Below are 19,027 nucleotides of genomic sequence, written 5' to 3' on the forward strand. Positions count from 1 at the left end.
ATTGTACAACATTCACAAAAAAAAAGAAAGAATTGTTTGATTTTTGACAAATCGAACAAAAACACGCAAAAAAAGAAAGAATCCTACTGGATTCTTTCTTCTTTCGTAAACGAACATTAACTGTTACTTCGTAGTTTTCTTGATGAAAACTACTTCGCTGCCTCCAAACGTACCAACGACTTCTTAAGGGCCATTTCAGCGTGTCTAAGCTGGCTTCCTGAGCCACCTTCCTTAATCTTACGTTCTGCGCGAATCTTAGCCTCCATAGCACGATTCTTATCGATTTCATCTGGCCACTCAACAATCTCTGCCATTATTCTAACTTCATCAGGAAAGATTGTAATAAATCCTGAATGAAGCGCTGCTTTCTTTACTTCACCATTCTGATGAATCTTTACAAGACCGGGCATAACCACGGCTGTAAGAGGAATATGATTTTTATATATACCTATATCTCCTTCTGATGTTGTAAGTTCCAAGAACTCAACTTCATCCTCAAAGAAGACTCTCTCTGGCGCTATAATTTTTAATTTAAAATTCTTATTTGCCATAGTCCATACCTTTCAAAACTTAGTATCAATCTGATACTATCATCTCTAATCTTCCTTCTTGCTTTCCTTATACTTTTCAATAACACTATCAATGTCACCAGCATTTAAGAAATAGCTTTCTGGAATATCGTCATGCTTACCTTCAAGAATTTCCTTGAAACCTCTAATAGTTTCTGCAATTGGAACATATTTACCAGGAAGACCTGTAAACTGGCCAGCTACATGGAATGGCTGAGATAAAAATCTCTGAACCTTTCTTGCTCTTGCAACAACCATCTTATCGTCTTCTGATAATTCATCCATACCAAGGATTGCGATAATATCCTGAAGTTCCTTATATCTCTGTAAAATCTCCTGAACGCCACGAGCTACATTGTAATGCTCCTCTCCTACAATTCTAGGATCAAGAATTCTTGATGTAGATTCAAGCGGATCAACAGCTGGATAAATACCAAGCTCAACAATCTGTCTTGATAAAACTGTAGTAGCATCAAGATGAGCAAATGTTGTAGCTGGAGCTGGATCAGTTAAGTCATCGGCTGGTACATATACAGCCTGAATAGATGTAATTGAACCTTCCTTTGTTGAAGTAATTCTTTCCTGTAATGCACCCATTTCAGTCTGAAGTGTAGGCTGATAACCTACGGCTGAAGGCACACGACCAAGAAGGGCTGATACTTCTGAACCTGCCTGTGTAAAACGGAAGATGTTATCGATGAATAAAAGTACATCCTTACCACCTTCATCTCTAAAGTATTCAGCCATTGTAAGACCTGTAAGACCAACTCTCATTCTGGCTCCAGGTGGTTCATTCATCTGACCAAATACCATTGTTGTTTTATTAATAACTCCTGATTCAACCATTTCATAATAAAGGTCATTACCCTCACGAGTTCTTTCACCTACACCAGTGAATACTGAATATCCACCATGCTCTGTAGCAATATTTCTAATAAATTCCTGAATAAGAACTGTCTTACCAACACCGGCACCACCGAAAAGACCAATCTTACCACCCTTCTGATATGGGCATAAAAGGTCAACTACCTTGATACCTGTTTCAAGAATTTCTGTTTCTGTACTCTGATCAGCAAATGTTGGTGCCTTTCTGTGAATAGGCATAAACTTCACACCACTAACCTGAGCTTTATTATCAATTGGTTCACCTAATACATTAAACATACGACCAAGTGTAGCTTCACCAACTGGTACACTAATAGGTGCGCCTGTTGCAATGGCTTCCATACCTCGTACAAGACCATCTGTTGGACCCATGGCAATACATCTTACAACGTCATCACCAAGGTGCTGTGAAACTTCAACTGTTAAAACCTTGTCGCCATTGTTAATTCTAATGGCTTCATTGATTTCAGGAAGGTTACCTTCCTCGTATTTTATATCTAGTACGGCACCAATAACCTGCGTTATTTTTCCTTTGTTTTCCACGCCTTACTTCCTCCTGGTATATTTATATACACTTATATACTTTTATCTTTATCTTCAGTAAGTTTATCCTATTGATTCTGAACCAGCTATAATTTCTGTAAGTTCCTGCGTAATAGCACTCTGTCTAGCTCTATTAAATTCTAGTGATAACTTTTCTATCATATCTTCAGCATTCTCTGTAGCAGAATCCATAGCTGTCATTCTAGCACCATTTTCACTAGCCATTGCCTCAAGCAATGCACCATAAATAATGCTTGTAACATACTTAGGAATAATAATATCAAGTGATGTATGCTGATTAGGTTCATAATTCATCTGAACGGCACCTTTTTTCTTTTCAATTTTTTCCTTATCAACAGGAAGCAATTTAAGAAGTTTTGGCACCTGACTTACAGTATTTTTAAATTCAGTATATGCTATATAGATTTCGCCGAACTCACCATCCATAAAGTCTGATAAAACTTCAGCACTAATCTTCATTGCATCTGAATAAAGTGGCTGTTCAATAACATCTAAGAATTCTGTATCAACTTCAAACCCTCTCTTACCAAGGATTTCTGCGCCCTTAAGTCCGACTGCATAAATCTTTGTTTCACTAGGTATAAAGCTTTTATCTTCTAAAACAGTCTTACAAACATTATTATTATAGCCTCCTGCAAGTCCTCTATTTGAAGAAATAAGAATTACTGATTTCTTTTTATTATTCTGTATATTTGGAGAGCTTAAGTATTTGCTGGTAAAAATATCTGTAATTGAGAGCATGTCCACAATAACGTCATACATATTTTCAAAATATGGCTTGGCATTCTCTGCTGCCTGTCTTGCTTTTTGAAGCTTAACAGTGGACACCAGTTTCATAGCCTTAGTAATCTGGCTAGTACTCTGAATACTGGTTTTACGTCTCTTAATATCTCTCATCGAGGCCATAGCGACTCTCCTTTCAATAATCTACTTAGTAGCACAATGATACTTACATATCACTGTATCATGCATTCACACTTCTTACTTATCTTCTTCTGAAGCTTCCTCGCCCTCTTCCGGCGCAGTGAAAATAGCCTTAAACTCATTAATAGCCTGAATGAGTTTTTCTTCCATCTGAGGTTCAAGTTCCTTCTTCATCTTAATGATAACTGGAATGTCTGAATACTTTGTCTTAATAAATTCAAATAAACCTTCTTCAAATGCTGCGATTTTATCAACAGGAATATCTAAAAGGAATTTATGTGTTGCAACATAAATGATAATAACCTGATATTCAACTGGAAGTGGTTTATACTGAGGCTGCTTTAATACCTCACGAATTCTTTCACCCTGATCAAGTTTCTCTTTTGTGTCTGCATCAAGTTCTGATCCAAACTGAGCAAATGATGCAAGTTCACGATACTGAGCAAGCTCAACTCGAATAGGTGCTGCATACTTCTTAATAGCCTTAATCTGTGCAGAACCACCAACTCGCGATACTGAAAGACCTGCGTTAATAGCTGGTCTGAAACCTGCATTGAAACTTTCTGCTTCAAGGTAAATCTGTCCATCTGTGATTGAGATAACATTTGTTGGAATGTAAGCTGATACGTCACCAGCCTGTGTTTCAATAATTGGAAGGGCTGTAAGTGAGCCACCACCAAGTTCATCCGCAAGTCTTGCTGCTCTCTCAAGTAATCTTGAATGTAAGTAGAATACATCACCTGGATAAGCTTCACGTCCTGGTGGTCTACGTAAAAGCAATGAAAGTGTACGATATGCAGCTGCATGCTTACTTAAGTCATCATATACAACTAATACATCCTTTCCCTGCTCCATCCATTCTTCACCAATTGCACAACCTGAATATGGTGCGATATATTGTAATGGTGCAAGTTCACTTGCAGTAGATGCAACTACTGTTGTGTAATCCATTGCGCCGTATTCTTCTAAAGTTTTAACGATATTTGCTACTGTAGATGATTTCTGACCAATAGCAACATAGATACAAATTACATCCTGACCCTTCTGGTTGATGATTGTATCAATTGCGATAGCTGTCTTACCAGTCTGTCTGTCACCGATAATAAGCTCACGCTGTCCTCTTCCGATAGGAACCATGGCATCAATAGCCTTAATACCTGTCTGAAGTGGTGTGTTAACTGATTTTCTTGAAATAACACCAGATGCTACTCTTTCAATCTGACGATACTTAGTAGTTTCAATTGGTCCCTTGCCATCGATAGGCTGACCTAATGCATTAACTACACGTCCAATCATAGCATCACCAACAGGAACTTCTACAACTCGTCCTGTGGTTTTAACCATATCGCCTTCGTTGATACTACCCTTATCACCGAGTAAAACAACGCCGACATTATCTTCCTCAAGGTTAAGAACCATACCCAATACTTCGTTAGGGAATTCTAAAAGTTCACCCTGCATTGCGTTATCAAGTCCGTGAACTCTGGCAATACCATCAGCAACCTGAATAACCGTACCAACATCGGCAACGTCTAACTTGGTTGAGTATTTTTCAATCTGTTCTTTTATAACCGAGCTAATTTCCTCCGGTCTTAACTTCATGGAGATATCCTCCTTCTTATTGCATTTCTAACATTATCTTTGAAAGTTCTCTTGAAATCTTCTCAAGTTTTGTTTTAAGGGAACTATCCACAACCCTGTCCCCAAGTCTAATAATAAGTCCACCTAAAATGTCCTTATCAACAACATACTTAACTTCAAGAGATACATATTCTGTAGTGGATAAAATCTTCTGCTCGATTTCATCCTTATTTTCTTTACTTAATTCTTCTGCAGAAATAACCTTCACAATACCAATTTTCTTAAGTTCCTTTATTTTCGAAATAAAGAAATCAAGAACACCAATCATATTCTTCTGACGATTATTCTTTACCATAAGCTTTATAAGTCCTATCAACTCACCATCTAGCTTATCAGCAAATACTTTATCAATAATATCATTCTTCTCTTCTTCAGTAATTCTTGGATTATTAAGCATTGTTAAAAGATCTTTTTCTTTCACTAAAATATCCTTTAGTGAAATGGCTCCATCATACAAGTCATCTACTTTGCTTTTCTCTACTGCCGCATCAAAAAGAGCCTGTCCATATACTTTTTCTACTGATTTTGCCATGTACTTTCACCTATCTCTCTAAGTGTATCATCTATAAGACTCTTGCTCTTATTCTCATCAACTTCTGCTTCTAATACCTTACTTGCAAGAACTGTAGCAACATCGATGATTTCATTCTTAATATCATCAGCTGCTTTCTTCTTTTCAAGTTCAATCTGATTATCAGCTCTCTTAAGAATTCTACTTGCTTCTTCTTTTGCCTGTGCAATAATGAGTTCTTCATTTTTAACTGCACTCTTTCTTGCCTTAGCAAGAATTTCATCAGCTTCCGCTTCTATATTAGCTATTCTGTTTTCATAATCCTCTTTTAAAGCTTTTGCATCTTCCATATCTTTTTTAGCCGAATCAAGCTCTGCTGCAATTCTCTCTTCCCTCTTCTTAAGGAGGTTTCTTGCAGGTTCAAAAAGATTATATGATGCAACCAAAAACAAAATAAATATATTAACGGCTAATACAACTGCATCAAATAAGAGCTGTGGATCTAAACCAAACAGCCTTTCTAACATAACTGTGCCTCCTTAGATTTATTTAAATGGCTTAACGAACATCAAAATAATTGCTACAGCGAAACCATACAAACCTGTTGTTTCTGCTACAGCCTGTCCAAGTAACATAGTTGAAGTAATATCTGATTTTGCTCCTGGATTTCTACCTACAGCTGCTGCTGCCTGTCCTGCTGCATAACCCTGACCAACACCAGGTCCAATACCAGCTATCATTGCAAGTCCTGCACCTACAGCTGACATAGCATTAATAAATTCTGCTCCACTAATATTCATTTTTGTTTCCTCCTGAGATTTTTTATTTCATTTTCCTATATTTTTTCCTTTTATTGAAATCAGTGATTAAATTTGCTCCGCAAATTTCACTGATTATTTTTTGAGTGATTACGGATTGTTACGTTGCTTCGCAACTCACACAATCCTACATAAATTCGGATTCCGCTGATGCTTCGCATCGCTACTTCCTCATTTATGTTTAATTTTCAAGGTCCCAATCTCTTTCTTGCAAGCAAGAGAGCTTGTGACTTTGAAAATACTAATCACTAATTTTGTCATTAACATAAACCATCGTCAACATACAGAATACATATGTTTGGATGCATCCTGAAAAGATGTCGAAGTAAACGTGAAGTGCCGCTGGCATACCAAGTTTTACAAGCAATGGTAACATACCATAAATAAGTCCCATCATAACCGTACCTGATAAAATATTACCGAAAAGACGGAGTGATAAGGAAAGTGGTACTGCAACTTCACCAATTAAGTTAATTGGGAAAAGCAAAGCAAATGGCTCAAAGAGCGATGTGAAATGCTTAACCTTATTCTTTTTAATACCATTGTAATGAATTATTCCAAATGTAATAAGACCAAGCGGAAGTGTAACACCATAATCCGCTGTTGGTGGTCTAAGACCAAATAATCCAGATAGGTTTGAAAGAATCAAAAACATAAATAATGCACCGATGTAATTTCTAAATCGTGCACCGTTCTCTCCCATGATTCCTTGCACCATGTTATCTATGAACTCCACAATTAACTCAACGAAATTTTGAAATCCTTTAGGTGCTGTATCTGCCTGTGCTGCTAAGAGAACTTTCTTCGCAGCAAATACAAAAATCAAAAAGACTATTGATATTAATAACAAGCTAATATGTGTTGTTGTAATGTACAACTCTTGTCCAAATAACTTAAACTTATAAAAGCCGTTTATCATAAAATCGGCTTCTGCCACAATAGGCTTAATCATATTAACCTCCTTTTATAATTATTTCTCTATCACATAAATTCCTATATTATTCATTTCTAATCATTTATAAACTTTCCAACTATTCTATCCATAAGTGGTTGCATATATGTTGAAAACTTAAGAGCAAATACCCCGATGATAAATGTTACTGCATTCCCAAAATCAAATATCCAAAATAACACTAGTAAAACTACCAACACTATTACTCTTAATATGTACTTTATTCTTGTATGCTTTAATGCTTCACTTTCTGTCATGAGAACCGAATCCTCCACCGAAGCATTGATTCCAAGGAGCATAAAATATGCATACATTAATCCAACCAAAAGTCCAATACTATTGTATATCTTCTTATCCGGTATGATCAAAATGATTATCTCGGTAATTAATCCACAAATAAGTATCCCTACTGCTAAATCCATGAACATTCGGCTATACTTTTTCACTATTTTCTCCTTTTAAAGTAAAACTACTTATCTATTTCACCATCTTCCTCAGATGATTTTTCTGTCGAATTAACATTTCTATAAACTCCACCTCTACGAACAGGAGTTTTTTCATGCTTCTCCATGAACTTCTTCATGATTTCTTCATCTTCAAGTTCTTCCTTAGTTTTCGCTTGATTTTTAGCATTATCAAAAGAACTCATCACTATACGAAATGTATTTCTATATCCAGCTATAATTCCAAAAACTAATCCAATTATTGAAAAAACCATAATGTCAAAATGCTTATCAATTAAAAGTCCAATACCAACGCCTAAAAACACAGGAACCATCATACTAATTCCAAGTTGAGATATAAGCGCTATATTTTTAAACATTTCACCATTTTTCTTCATGATTTAATCCTTCAATTTAACTAATTGAAATCCTATAAGTCAATTTCAATCTTTCTTCCAGAGAACTCATATTTCTCATAAACAACACCTGCTGCATCAAGCATTTTCTTAGAAGCAACAACCGCTGGTGTGTCATCATATTTATCATCCGCATAAACAATCTTAGTTATGCCCGCTTGGATGATAGCCTTTGCGCATTCATTACAAGGGAAAAGTGTAACATACATCTTACTTCCCTCTAAACTTCCGCCTCTATAATTTAAAATTGCATTAAGTTCACTATGTGTAGTATAAAAATACTTATTTAAAACAGGATCTTTTTCGACCCTGTTCCAAGGAAATTCATCATCACTACATCCTATAGGAAGTCCATTATATCCCATTGATAAAATCTTATTCTTAGGGCTAACTATACACGCACCCACCTGAGTATTTGGATCTTTCGACCTCATACTAGATAGATATGCAACTCCCATAAAATACTCATCCCAAGAGATGTAATCCTCTCTCTTTTCGCTCATGATAAACCTCCATCATATACATAACTCTCAGCAAATGCATTACTGAAAAAACTAATCTTCAATCTTTGAAATTCTACGAATGTGTCTTTCTTCATTAGAAAATGGAGTATCAAGGAATGTATCCATAATCTTAATAGCAAGACCAGCGCCAACAACTCTTCCTCCCATGCAAAGAATATTTGCATCGTTGTGAAGTCTTGTCATCTCTGCGCAGAAACAATCTGTACAAACTGCAGCTCTAATCCCCTTAACCTTGTTAGCTGTAATTGAAATACCAAGACCTGTACCGCAAACCAAGATACCAAGTTCACATTCACCATCAGCTACAGCGTGAGCTACTAATTTACCATACTCTGTATAATCACAAGAATCCTCTGTATATGTACCGTAATCCTTGTACTGTATTCCTCTTTCATCAAGATGAGCCATAAGCTCCTTTTTTAATTCAAATCCGCCATGATCGCTACCTATTGCTATCATAAGATCCTCCTGTTTTTCCTCATTATTCTATCTGTTAAAATCTAAGTACCCACCTAGATTTTATTCACTATCTTCTTCACGTAATTTTTCAATTACCTTTTTAGTTAATTCCTCGAGATTTTCATAAACCCTTCCATAGTCCATAAGTTCACCACCGTATGGATTCTCCAAGTCACCATCATCTCCAACGAACTCCTTAACTGTATAGACATTAACTGCGTTAGTATAATCATCATAAATAACAGTCTTATATTTTTCATCCATTGTAAGAACCAATGTCTTAGAATCAAAATCCTCTTCAGTAAGTTGAACAGAAACTCTATCCTCTAGGTTGATTCCTTTACTTGCTGCTATTGCAACCATCTTTGGATTCATAGGTTCTGGAAATAAAACAACTAACCCTCTTGACTCTATCCCAGCATAACTGCCAAGCATCTTCTTCATAATCTCACAAGCAAGTGGTCCTCTTCCTGTATCAGTTTTTGAAACAAAAATTATCTTCGTAAAATCTAACATAACCTTTCTCCTAAACCTCGCATATACTATATCCGCACGCCTTAACAAGTCTATTCATAATTGCCATGCCAAGCCCCTCATCGGAATATGTTTCTCCCAAAATTACATCTACTCCTAATTCATCACACTTTCTTAATACAGCAAATAAATTATGAGCTATAGTTTTTTCATCCTCTCTTTCCCCAATAGAAAGAATGTAAAATCTCTTAGAATACTCCTCATTTCTAAGTTTATTCTTGTAAATATCCTTATCCTCATCGGTTGCAATTATTGCAACCATCTTACCTTGCAATATGCTTTCCTTACTTTCCTTAACAATGGCACTAATAACGCGATCACTCTCACCACTATAAAGGATAAAATCAGCTTTAGGTGCATAATGCTTATATTTCATACCTGGAGCCTTTGGTATTAAATCCTTATCTGGCTTTTCTAATATAGCCGGATCAACACTAACACTACCGCAGGTTTCCTTAATCATATCTTTAGTTATAAAACCCGGTCTAAGTATAACTGGCATTTCTCCTGTAACGTCAACAATAGTTGATTCAAGACCGATTCCAACATCGCCACCATCTATAATTAGAGCAATTCTACCTTCCATATCGTAGATTACATGCTCACCCTTTGTAGGTGATGGTCTTCCCGATATGTTAGCACTAGGTGCTGCAATTAATACTCCCGACTGCTTAATAAGACTTCTTGCAATCTTATTCGATGGCATTCTCACACCAACAGTATCAAGTCCACCCGTTGTTCCATTAGGAACAATGTCCTTTTTCTTGAAAACCAAAGTGAGTGGTCCTGGCCAATACTTTTCCATAAGCTTTGTGGCCATATCTGGAATTTCTCTTGCTACTTTTGATACATCAGAAATCTCTGCCACATGAACAATAAGTGGATTATCAGATGGTCTTCCCTTAGCCGCATAAATTCTTTTTGCAGCTGTTTCATTAAGCGCATCTCCACCCAATCCATAAACCGTCTCCGTAGGAAATGCAACCAGCTCACCGTCCCTTAATGTCTTACAGGCAATTTCCAATTTATCGTAATCTATATTATTTTCATCTAATTCTATAATAATCGTTTCCATATTTACTTAAAATATTCGTCCAATTAATCTTATCAAATGCTATATTTTTCAAGTGTTTTTTTACACTTTACATTTCTAAAATATCACTCGTTACAGTATATCATATTTTTAGTCAATATTCAATTTACATAAATGAATTGATTATAAGAAAATATGCCTATTATTTAACAAAAAGACGAGTATAAGAATACTCTTCTACTCGTCTTTCTAATTTAATTACATAAAATCTAACTAATATAATTTTTCATATATTTGGTTATCATTTTCATCTCTCACTGTTACTACGTCTCCTTCACAAGTAACATTTTCATCATCTGACATTAAATATCCTATAAAACTATATCCATACACATCTGTTATCTTATAGTAAATAGATATTTCTTTTCCTTCTACTTTTTTATCATATTTAAAACGACAACCATTATCTGAATATAATTTATTCTTATCCAGATTTTTCTCATCAACAATTTTTCCGTCAGACTCTACATATACCTTAGCCTCCTTTATTCCATTATCGCTAAGTTCTTTATCTAATCCTGCATAAATTAAAGCATTCAACTTTATCCTTTTACCATTAGCCGACTTTGACTCCTCTTCTTCTTCCATTGAATAATACGTATCTAAAAGGAATTTTGTGTAAATAAAACAATCATCATCCTCGAAATCATTCATAAAAAAAAGTATGTCCTCGCTATAATCATCATAGTTTGGTACAATTTTCTCACTTTCTTTATTCCCCTCTGAGTCCTGTTTTACACAAACTATTCTTCCATATTCACCAAATATATCCAAACCAACACTTCCCTTTAAATCCCCATTTTCATCTTTAGTTAATGCTACTTTCTTTTTTTCTTTTCCCACCAAAAGATAATAATTTGAATCTTTATCGTATTTATTCAAACATACATTAAATATAAAATTTGCCGTTCTATGGTCACCTCCCAAAGCGCCAAAATCAACGTCTAATTCCGAAACCATATTATTCTTTCTGTTTGCATTTTCATTAGCTTCTTCAATACTAGCCAATCTATCATTAATTTCCTCTAAATGTTGCTCCGCTAAATATTGCTGATCATCCAATTTTTCTTTCACATCTGATATCTTTGATTGGATTGAACTTAGACTTCCCCAAAGCAATACAAACACTATCACCTTCGCTCCTGTATGAGAATCGGGAATTCGTCCATCTTGTATATCCGAATTATAACTCTGATTTTTTAATTTTTTATTAATATAATTTGAATAAAGCCTTTTATATGCTAACAGTATAATTGCGGGTATACCTATAATTATTACAATCAAATATAAATATACTAATCCTTCACCTATCATTTTTTAAATCCTTTCTATTCTTTCATTTTGATACACACTAAATATGAAATACATTTTTAAAGCTATAATAATAACCTCTTGTAACTTCTAATTTTTTCCCATCCACCATAATCAATGTAAACTTCATTGCAAACGATGGATTAATCTGCTTTATTTTTGCATTTGCTACAATAACTGACTTACTAATTCTAGTAAATTTCTTAGGTTCTAGCATCCCTTCTAATTGGTACAAAGGATCTTTTCCTAGATACAAACCATCATTAGTCCTTATCTCTATCTGATGACCAAAGCTTTCTATGTAGAGTATTTCATCTACCGAAATATAAGCTTTTTCGCCAGTCTTTTCATTTTTAGTTGTAATATGTTCCACATACTTATTATTCTGAATCAAAGTATATTCCGCATCATCATCTATCTCTATACCCTTAGATTCCAATAATTGTATGACTTCTTCCATATGCTCATCTGAAATGGCCAGTCGTATTTTCATCTATTCTTCTTCCATCCTTTCCAAAGCAACATTATACAGATTCTCAACAAAAAAGCAAGAAAATGGGCATAAGTTACACCTTATGCCCACATAAAATACATTATTATCTTTTAAACAAATCAGAATGTGAACCTACTCTGTTCAACACAAGAACCAAAATATCATCTACAATTTCATACATAAGCAGCCAATCCGGTTCTATGTGGCATTCTCTTACTCCCTTATAATTTCCACTCAATTCATGATCTTTATATTTTTCCTCTAATTTTTCACCATTTGCAATCTTATCAATCACCAAAAATAGCTTATCCAAATTCTTTTTTTGTTTTTTCGCTAATTTTATATCTTTCTTGAACTGAGTAGTCAACTTTATTTCATACTTCATACTCCTAAGTCTTCCCTCAATTCTTCAACACTATGATAACTTTTAGATTTCTTACTTTTTGCAATCTTTCTTCCTTCCTCTATAGCTGCAATTGTGGTTTCATTAGGTTCCTCTAATTTTAACGAAAATGGAATACCATGTTCCCTAATTGCAGTTCTTAAAAAAATATTTATTGCAGAAGTCATTGTCAATCCAAGTTCTGAGAAAATAGCATCAGATTTATCTTTTACATCTTTATCAATTCTTATATTTAAATTTGTTGTAGCCATATTTACACCTCCTCTTCTTAAGTACAGATTATCATTTTTTTCGTGCATTGTCAACACATCGTCAACATGCATAAAAAAATTGGCGCCACAATTTGTGACGCCAATTTTTTTATATATTTTTAACTACTTTATACCATATAACTTACACGCGTTTTCAAAAGTAACTCTTTCAACCTCTTCTTCACTAATTCCCTTTATCTCTGCAAGAGCCTTAACCACATATTTTATATATGTTGAATCATTACGTTTTCCTCTATGTGGCTCCGGTGCCATGTATGGACAATCTGTTTCAAGGACAATTTTTTCAAGTGGAATTTCTGCTGCTACTTCCTTTAACTTCTTCGCATTCTTAAAAGTAAGTACACCACCAATTCCTATATATAATCCCATATCCACATATTTCTTAGCCATCTCTACAGAATATGAATAACAATGCATAACACCCTTAAGTCCATGTTCAGCATACACCTTTAAAATCTCATATGTATCTTCAGCTGCATCTCTACTGTGAATTATAATTGGCATCTCAAGTTCCTGCGCAAGTTCTAACTGTTTTGCAAACCATTCTTTTTGCAAAGTACGCGATGGTTCCTCCCAGTGATAATCAAGCCCAATTTCACCAATTGCAACAATTTTTTTATCCTCTCTTGCACTGTCATCTATTATATACTTTCTAAGTGTTTCTATATCGTGTTCTGACATCTCTTCCACTTCACTTGGATGAACACCAACTGCTGCATATATAAAATCATAGTTATATGCAAGTTCAACAGCCTCCTTTGTAGAAACCATATCTGCCCCAACATCAACTATTTTATCAACATTATTTTCTTTCATACTTAGTAGCAATTTGCTCCTATCCTCAGCAAATGCCTTATCATCATAATGTGCATGTGTATCAAAAATCATATAAAACTCCGTTAATTACTATTCCTTATAAAAACATAATGAAATCAATTATTACATAAAAACATATCTATATATTATCTACTACCTAATATATCACTTAACTTAGCAAATTCTTCAAGACTTAATTTTTCACCTCTAATATTTTCATCAAGTCCCATTTCCTTAAGCGCTTCCACAACATCTTCTCTTGAATAACTTAATTCAGGACTATTCTTTATACCATTAGATAATGTCTTTCGTCTCTGATTAAATGATGCACGAATTAACCTAAACATTAACTTCTCATCATTAACATTAACTCTTTCATCCTTATGAAGAGTAAGTTTAATTACAGAAGAACCCACCTTTGGTCTTGGAATAAAACAATTAGGCGATACTTCTACTAATACTTCAGCTTTTGAATAATACTGAACTGCTAGTGATAATGCACCATATTCCTTACTTCCAGGTCCTGTTTGCATACGATCTGCAACTTCTTTTTGAACCATAATTGTGATACTTTCAAGTGGGACGTGTGATTCAAAAAGCCCCATAATAATAGGAGTTGTAATATAGTAAGGTAGATTAGCAACAACCTTTATAGGCTTTCCATCATTTTTCTCTTCAGCTATTTTCTTAATATCAACTTTAAGAATATCTTCATTTATGATTGTAACATTATCATAAGAACTTAATGTATCATTTAAAATAGAGATTAAATTCTTATCTATTTCAACAGTTACAACTTCTCTTGCTCTTTCACATAAAAACTGTGTCATCGTACCTATTCCAGGACCAATTTCAAGAACCATATCATCTTTTGTAATATTAGCTCCATCAATTATACAGTCTAATATATTTGCATCTATAAGAAAGTTTTGACCAAATTTCTTCTGAAAGGCAAAATCATATTTATTTATAATTTCAAGTGTTTTTTTAGGTGTTCCTAAATCCGCCATCCTTACTCTCCTTTACACAACTTATCAGTTGTTATTTTACCCTTTATTCATATGCATTTCAAGTAAATAAAAAAGGGCGATTTAAAATCGCCCTAATAAACATATTAACTAATCTCTGATCCGCTAATAATATCCTTATCAACTGTAAGTACTGATAAATTACCTTCATCATCACCTGCTGCAAGAATCATACCCTGTGATTCTACACCGCATAACTTAGCTGGCTTAAGGTTTGTAATAACTGCAACCTTCTTTCCAACCATATCCTCTGGTGAATAATAATTTGCAATACCAGATACAATCTGGCGTACCTCATTACCAACACGAATCTGTGAAACTAATAATTTCTTTGATTTCTTAAGTTTCTCACACTCTAAAACTTCACCAACCTGAATCTGAACTTTGGCAAAATCATCAATTGAAATTTCTTCTTTCTTCTCAACTTCTGGATACTTAACGTCATCATTTGCTCCATAAAGTTCATTTACCTTTGCCATAACTTCTTCAGCATCAAGTCTAGCGAATAAAATCTCTGGCTTATCAGTTACTTTATTTCCACTCTTATACTGTTCATATACATCCATCTTATCAAATGGTACTGCTTCTGTATTAAGCTGTTTATATATACTTGCTGCTGTATCTGGCATAAATGGTTCAAGAAGTGATGCACCAATTGTAATTGAATTAACAAGATTATAAAGTACTGTCTGAAGTCTTGGCTTTGAAGCTTCTTCCTTACCTAAAATCCAAGGAGTTGTTTCATCAATGTACTTATTACATCTCTTGAATAAATCAAATACTGCTGTAATAGCATCAGCAACTCTTAATTCTGCCATCTTATCCTTGGCAGTAATAGATGTTTTAAGTGCTACTGCCTTTAAGTCTTCATCAAATCCTTCGCTATCATGAACCTCTGTGTTAGTTACAACTCCATCTAAATATTTATTAGTCATTGAAATTGTTCTATTTACAAGGTTTCCTAATGTATTTGCTAAATCAGAATTGATACGTTCAACCATTAATTCCCATGTAATTGTACCATCATTTTCAAATGGCATCTCATGAAGAACAAAGTATCTAACTGCATCTCTTCCAAACATATCTACTAAATCATCAGCATAAATCACATTACCCTTTGATTTACTCATCTTTCCATCACCCTGTAATAACCATGGATGACCAAATACCTGCTTTGGAAGTGGAATGTCTAATGCCATAAGAATACATGGCCAATAAATAGTATGGAAACGAATAATATCCTTTCCGATAAGGTGTAAGTCTGCTGGCCAATACTTTTCAAACATGTCATCACTATTTCCATCTAAGTCAAATCCAAGACCAGTGATATAGTTTGAAAGGGCATCAATCCAAACATAGATTACATGCTTGTCGTCAAAATCAACTGGGATACCCCATTTAAATGAACTTCTTGATACACATAAATCCTGAAGACCTGGTAAGATGAAGTTGTTCATCATTTCGTTCTTTCTTGATACAGGCTGAATAAACTCAGGATGTGTATTAATATGCTCTATAAGTCTGTCTGCATACTTACTAAGTTTGAAGAAATATGCTTCTTCCTGTGCAGGCTGAACCTCTCTTCCGCAGTCAGGGCACTTGCCATCTACAAGCTGTGACTGTGTAAAGAATGATTCACAAGGTGTACAATACATACCCTCATAGTGTCCTTTATATATATCGCCTTTTTCATAAAGCTTCTTAAAAATCTTCTGTACTTGTCTTTCGTGGTCTTCGTCAGTAGTTCTAATAAATCTGTCATATGATGTGCCCATCATATCCCATATCTCCTTAATCTGACCAGCCACATTATCAACAAATTCTTTTGGAGTAATGCCGGCTTCATTAGCTTTTGTTTCGATTTTCTGACCATGCTCATCTGTTCCAGTCTGGAATCTAACATCATATCCTTCAGCTCTCTTAAATCTAGCAATACTATCAGCAAGAACTGCTTCATATGTATTACCGATATGTGGCTTTCCTGATGTATAAGCAATGGCAGTTGTAATGTAATACGGTGTTTTGCTCATAACTTCCTCCTTTGTAATATTTTTATATTTTATAAATTAAAATCTTCCTCTTGTATATAGCCTTTTTCAGCAAATGCTACGTATATACAACATCTATCTAGTTTACCACCTAAATATAATAATTTCAACTAATAGTAATATATTAAACCCTGATATCTATCCTATATAAGCTTAAGTTATCACTATAGTATTATCACTAATCTTCTTGTATGCACTCCTTATACACTTCTTTTTTTGAAATTCCTCTATCCTTAGCCACCATTTTCATGGCTTCTTTCTTCTGAATACCTTGATTTAAATAATAATCCATATGCTCAAGAATAGACATTTCTTCCCATTTCGAAATTTCTTCTTCCTTCTTTTCCTGATAAGACTTTCCTTCTATTACTAAAACATATTCACCCTTAGGTGTTTTATCCTCTTCATCATAAAGTTTCAAAATGCCACTAAGTGTAGTTGGAATCATCTCTTCATGAGTTTTAGTTAGTTCTCTACAAATACTAACTTTTCTATCACCAAGTGTTTCAAGTAATAATGAAACCGTTTTTAATAATCTATGTGGAGCTTCATATATAATAATTGTTCTTGTTTCATCTTTTAAATCTTCAAGAACTAAAGCTCTTTCTTTTTTATCACTTGGCAAAAATGCTTCAAAACAAAATCTTCTTGTTGGTTTTCCCGACATAATAAGTGCATTAATACAAGCTGCTGCACCAGGGCAAGGAACCACCTTTATTCCTGCTTCAATACACTGCTTTACCAATTCCTCACCCGGATCTGAAATACCTGGTGTTCCAGCATCCGTAACAACAGCAATGTTTTTCCCAGCTAATAATTCTCCCACAAGGTACTTCGCCTTATCTACTTTATTAAATTCGTGATAACTTGTCATAGGTGTCTTAATATCAAAATGATTTAACAACTTTATACTATGTCTTGTATCCTCTGCCGCTATTAAATCAACCTCATTTAATATCCTAACAACTCTATATGTTATATCTTCCAAATTACCAATAGGAGTTGCACACAAATACAAAATGCCGCTCATACATATCCTCCAAATTTATTTAATGATTACCTTTATTTTTTTACTATTTATTCCGTTATGTGCTTTTGCCCAAATATAGCATTTTCCCTTTTTTAAGGCTTTCATTTTTCCCTTTTTATTATTTATCTTTAACACTCTTTTATTCGAACAATACCATCTTATTTTTTTACTTAGTATCACTTTACTACTATATATGACTTTTGCACCTTTACTCTTTAGTTTAAACTTTTTTGCATTATCTTTTTTTAATACTATTTTTTTATAATTATCTAATGTGACTGCTATGGCGTTAGATTTCACATTTTTTGTCTGGAACTGCCCACACTTCATAACTAACATTACATACTTTTTTCCCTTTACCATTCTTCTTTTTCTTTGCAACTACTTTATATCTATATATTTCATTATTAACTATAGATTCTGAAAAACAATTATTATCATTACCATTTAAAGTAACAACTTTCTTATATTTATTTTTTTCATTATCATATTTATACACTATATAACTATTTGCTTTTTTTACCTTCATCCATGTAAGCAACATTTCTTTATCATTATTAATTGGTCTTACATATAAACCTTCTAATTTCTTTGAAGATTTATTATTTAATTTGATTGCGTTTTCTACATATGGTGTTCCATTTTTAATATACAAAGAATTATCTCCATCTAAAAAATAGTAATCCTTATTTTCCATATATATTTCCTTTTCCATATCACAAATAGAAACATCTGTTTTCCCACAAATTCCACTCGTTAAAAGGCTATCATCCTTATCTTCCAAGACAGTTTTTTCAGATAAAAATCCATCTAACGTATACCATATATCATTTGCATTCATGCATATCTCACATGAAAATTTCTGAGAAATTCCACTTATTTCAACCCTTTTCTTTATCATATCTATTACCACACTGGCTTCATCATTTAATGTTACTAAAACACTTCGATCCGAATTTGCATAACAAATTGCTACGTAACTATATCCCTTTGTAGCTTTCTTAATATAATATATGTCACTTTTTCTCACAGTTAAAACTACATCTGCTGGCATTGTAGCTGTATATTCCTGTATTAATATATTCATCGTCCCTGATAATTCACGCTTATCACCAATTATCAAAGTTTCTCCCTCTTTATTTGTAATCTCTATAGGGCAATCCATCGATAATTGGATCTCAGCTTTTTCAATTATATCAGCTTTTACATATACTGTATTTGCAAATATAAATGCTGTTACACAAATAATTGCTCTTATTATATAATTAACCACTTTTCCAATACTGTACATAT

At 33.9% G+C, this 19,027-nt stretch carries 24 protein-coding genes; all 24 read right to left on the reverse strand.

Going from position 1 to position 19,027, the window contains the following annotated elements:
- Nucleotides 1-149: 149 nt before the first annotated feature.
- Complete coding sequence (gene atpC / locus B5D16_RS07310) at nt 150-551, reverse strand: ATP synthase F1 subunit epsilon (protein ID WP_078766340.1); 402 nt, start codon at nt 549-551, stop codon at nt 150-152.
- Nucleotides 552-596: 45 nt separating this feature from the next.
- Nucleotides 597-1,997, reverse strand: coding sequence for a F0F1 ATP synthase subunit beta (gene atpD, locus B5D16_RS07315; RefSeq protein ID WP_078766341.1), 1,401 nt, complete (start codon nt 1,995-1,997; stop codon nt 597-599).
- Between the two features lie 63 nt (nt 1,998-2,060).
- A complete protein-coding gene (gene atpG / locus B5D16_RS07320; RefSeq protein WP_078766342.1) occupies nt 2,061-2,924 on the reverse strand; it encodes an ATP synthase F1 subunit gamma in 864 nt (287 codons plus the stop codon).
- A 75-nt stretch (nt 2,925-2,999) separates the two neighbouring features.
- On the reverse strand, nt 3,000-4,544 hold the full coding sequence (gene atpA / locus B5D16_RS07325; RefSeq protein ID WP_078766343.1) for a F0F1 ATP synthase subunit alpha: 1,545 nt from the start codon (nt 4,542-4,544) through the stop codon (nt 3,000-3,002).
- 16 nt (nt 4,545-4,560) lie between these two features.
- Complete coding sequence (atpH, locus tag B5D16_RS07330; protein ID WP_078766344.1) at nt 4,561-5,115, reverse strand: ATP synthase F1 subunit delta; 555 nt, start codon at nt 5,113-5,115, stop codon at nt 4,561-4,563.
- Nucleotides 5,100-5,621 carry a F0F1 ATP synthase subunit B gene (atpF, locus tag B5D16_RS07335; RefSeq protein WP_078766345.1) on the reverse strand — a complete coding sequence of 174 codons (522 nt, stop codon included), beginning with the start codon at nt 5,619-5,621 and terminating at the stop codon, nt 5,100-5,102. Before atpF ends, atpH begins: the two co-directional genes overlap by 16 nt.
- Before the next feature lie 18 nt (nt 5,622-5,639).
- Complete coding sequence (atpE, locus tag B5D16_RS07340) at nt 5,640-5,894, reverse strand: ATP synthase F0 subunit C (RefSeq protein ID WP_078766346.1); 255 nt, start codon at nt 5,892-5,894, stop codon at nt 5,640-5,642.
- A 259-nt stretch (nt 5,895-6,153) separates the two neighbouring features.
- A complete protein-coding gene (gene atpB / locus B5D16_RS07345; protein ID WP_078766347.1) occupies nt 6,154-6,864 on the reverse strand; it encodes a F0F1 ATP synthase subunit A in 711 nt (236 codons plus the stop codon).
- 56 nt (nt 6,865-6,920) lie between these two features.
- The gene (locus B5D16_RS07350) at nt 6,921-7,310 is read right to left on the reverse strand and encodes a hypothetical protein (protein ID WP_143405077.1); all 390 of its coding nucleotides are present in this window, start codon (nt 7,308-7,310) and stop codon (nt 6,921-6,923) included.
- A 23-nt stretch (nt 7,311-7,333) separates the two neighbouring features.
- Nucleotides 7,334-7,705 (reverse strand): AtpZ/AtpI family protein, encoded by a 372-nt coding sequence (locus B5D16_RS07355; RefSeq protein ID WP_078766349.1) that lies wholly within the window; start codon nt 7,703-7,705, stop codon nt 7,334-7,336.
- Nucleotides 7,706-7,737: 32 nt separating this feature from the next.
- Nucleotides 7,738-8,226, reverse strand: coding sequence for a deoxycytidylate deaminase (locus B5D16_RS07360; protein WP_078766350.1), 489 nt, complete (start codon nt 8,224-8,226; stop codon nt 7,738-7,740).
- 51 nt (nt 8,227-8,277) lie between these two features.
- On the reverse strand, nt 8,278-8,706 hold the full coding sequence (gene rpiB / locus B5D16_RS07365; RefSeq protein WP_078766351.1) for a ribose 5-phosphate isomerase B: 429 nt from the start codon (nt 8,704-8,706) through the stop codon (nt 8,278-8,280).
- Between the two features lie 60 nt (nt 8,707-8,766).
- Entirely contained in the window at nt 8,767-9,222 is a 456-nt protein-coding gene (locus B5D16_RS07370) for an arsenate reductase/protein-tyrosine-phosphatase family protein (RefSeq protein WP_078766352.1), read from the reverse strand.
- 10 nt (nt 9,223-9,232) lie between these two features.
- The gene (locus B5D16_RS07375) at nt 9,233-10,315 is read right to left on the reverse strand and encodes an L-threonylcarbamoyladenylate synthase (RefSeq protein ID WP_078766353.1); all 1,083 of its coding nucleotides are present in this window, start codon (nt 10,313-10,315) and stop codon (nt 9,233-9,235) included.
- Nucleotides 10,316-10,546: 231 nt separating this feature from the next.
- On the reverse strand, nt 10,547-11,407 hold the full coding sequence (locus B5D16_RS07380) for a hypothetical protein (protein WP_159444328.1): 861 nt from the start codon (nt 11,405-11,407) through the stop codon (nt 10,547-10,549).
- A 277-nt stretch (nt 11,408-11,684) separates the two neighbouring features.
- A complete protein-coding gene (locus B5D16_RS07385; RefSeq protein ID WP_078766355.1) occupies nt 11,685-12,137 on the reverse strand; it encodes a LytTR family DNA-binding domain-containing protein in 453 nt (150 codons plus the stop codon).
- Between the two features lie 103 nt (nt 12,138-12,240).
- Nucleotides 12,241-12,522 (reverse strand): type II toxin-antitoxin system YafQ family toxin, encoded by a 282-nt coding sequence (locus B5D16_RS07390; protein ID WP_078766356.1) that lies wholly within the window; start codon nt 12,520-12,522, stop codon nt 12,241-12,243.
- A complete protein-coding gene (locus B5D16_RS07395) occupies nt 12,519-12,791 on the reverse strand; it encodes a type II toxin-antitoxin system RelB/DinJ family antitoxin (protein ID WP_078766357.1) in 273 nt (90 codons plus the stop codon). The genes B5D16_RS07390 and B5D16_RS07395 overlap by 4 nt, the downstream gene beginning before the upstream one ends.
- Before the next feature lie 123 nt (nt 12,792-12,914).
- Nucleotides 12,915-13,700: a TatD family hydrolase gene (locus B5D16_RS07400; RefSeq protein WP_078766358.1), complete on the reverse strand. Its 786-nt coding sequence runs from the start codon at nt 13,698-13,700 to the stop codon at nt 12,915-12,917.
- 74 nt (nt 13,701-13,774) lie between these two features.
- Nucleotides 13,775-14,638: a 16S rRNA (adenine(1518)-N(6)/adenine(1519)-N(6))-dimethyltransferase RsmA gene (gene rsmA, locus B5D16_RS07405; RefSeq protein ID WP_078766359.1), complete on the reverse strand. Its 864-nt coding sequence runs from the start codon at nt 14,636-14,638 to the stop codon at nt 13,775-13,777.
- A gap of 104 nt (nt 14,639-14,742) precedes the next feature.
- Nucleotides 14,743-16,686 (reverse strand): methionine--tRNA ligase, encoded by a 1,944-nt coding sequence (gene metG / locus B5D16_RS07410; protein WP_078766360.1) that lies wholly within the window; start codon nt 16,684-16,686, stop codon nt 14,743-14,745.
- Between the two features lie 196 nt (nt 16,687-16,882).
- The gene (gene rsmI, locus B5D16_RS07415) at nt 16,883-17,734 is read right to left on the reverse strand and encodes a 16S rRNA (cytidine(1402)-2'-O)-methyltransferase (RefSeq protein WP_078766361.1); all 852 of its coding nucleotides are present in this window, start codon (nt 17,732-17,734) and stop codon (nt 16,883-16,885) included.
- 15 nt (nt 17,735-17,749) lie between these two features.
- A complete protein-coding gene (locus B5D16_RS07420; protein WP_159444329.1) occupies nt 17,750-18,064 on the reverse strand; it encodes an Ig-like domain-containing protein in 315 nt (104 codons plus the stop codon).
- The gene (locus tag B5D16_RS07425) at nt 18,024-19,025 is read right to left on the reverse strand and encodes a hypothetical protein (protein ID WP_078766363.1); all 1,002 of its coding nucleotides are present in this window, start codon (nt 19,023-19,025) and stop codon (nt 18,024-18,026) included. Before B5D16_RS07425 ends, B5D16_RS07420 begins: the two co-directional genes overlap by 41 nt.
- Between the last annotated feature and the right edge of the window lie 2 nt (nt 19,026-19,027).

Source organism: Eubacterium uniforme (assembly GCF_900167115.1).
Taxonomy (GTDB): domain Bacteria; phylum Bacillota; class Clostridia; order Lachnospirales; family Lachnospiraceae; genus Eubacterium_S; species Eubacterium_S uniforme.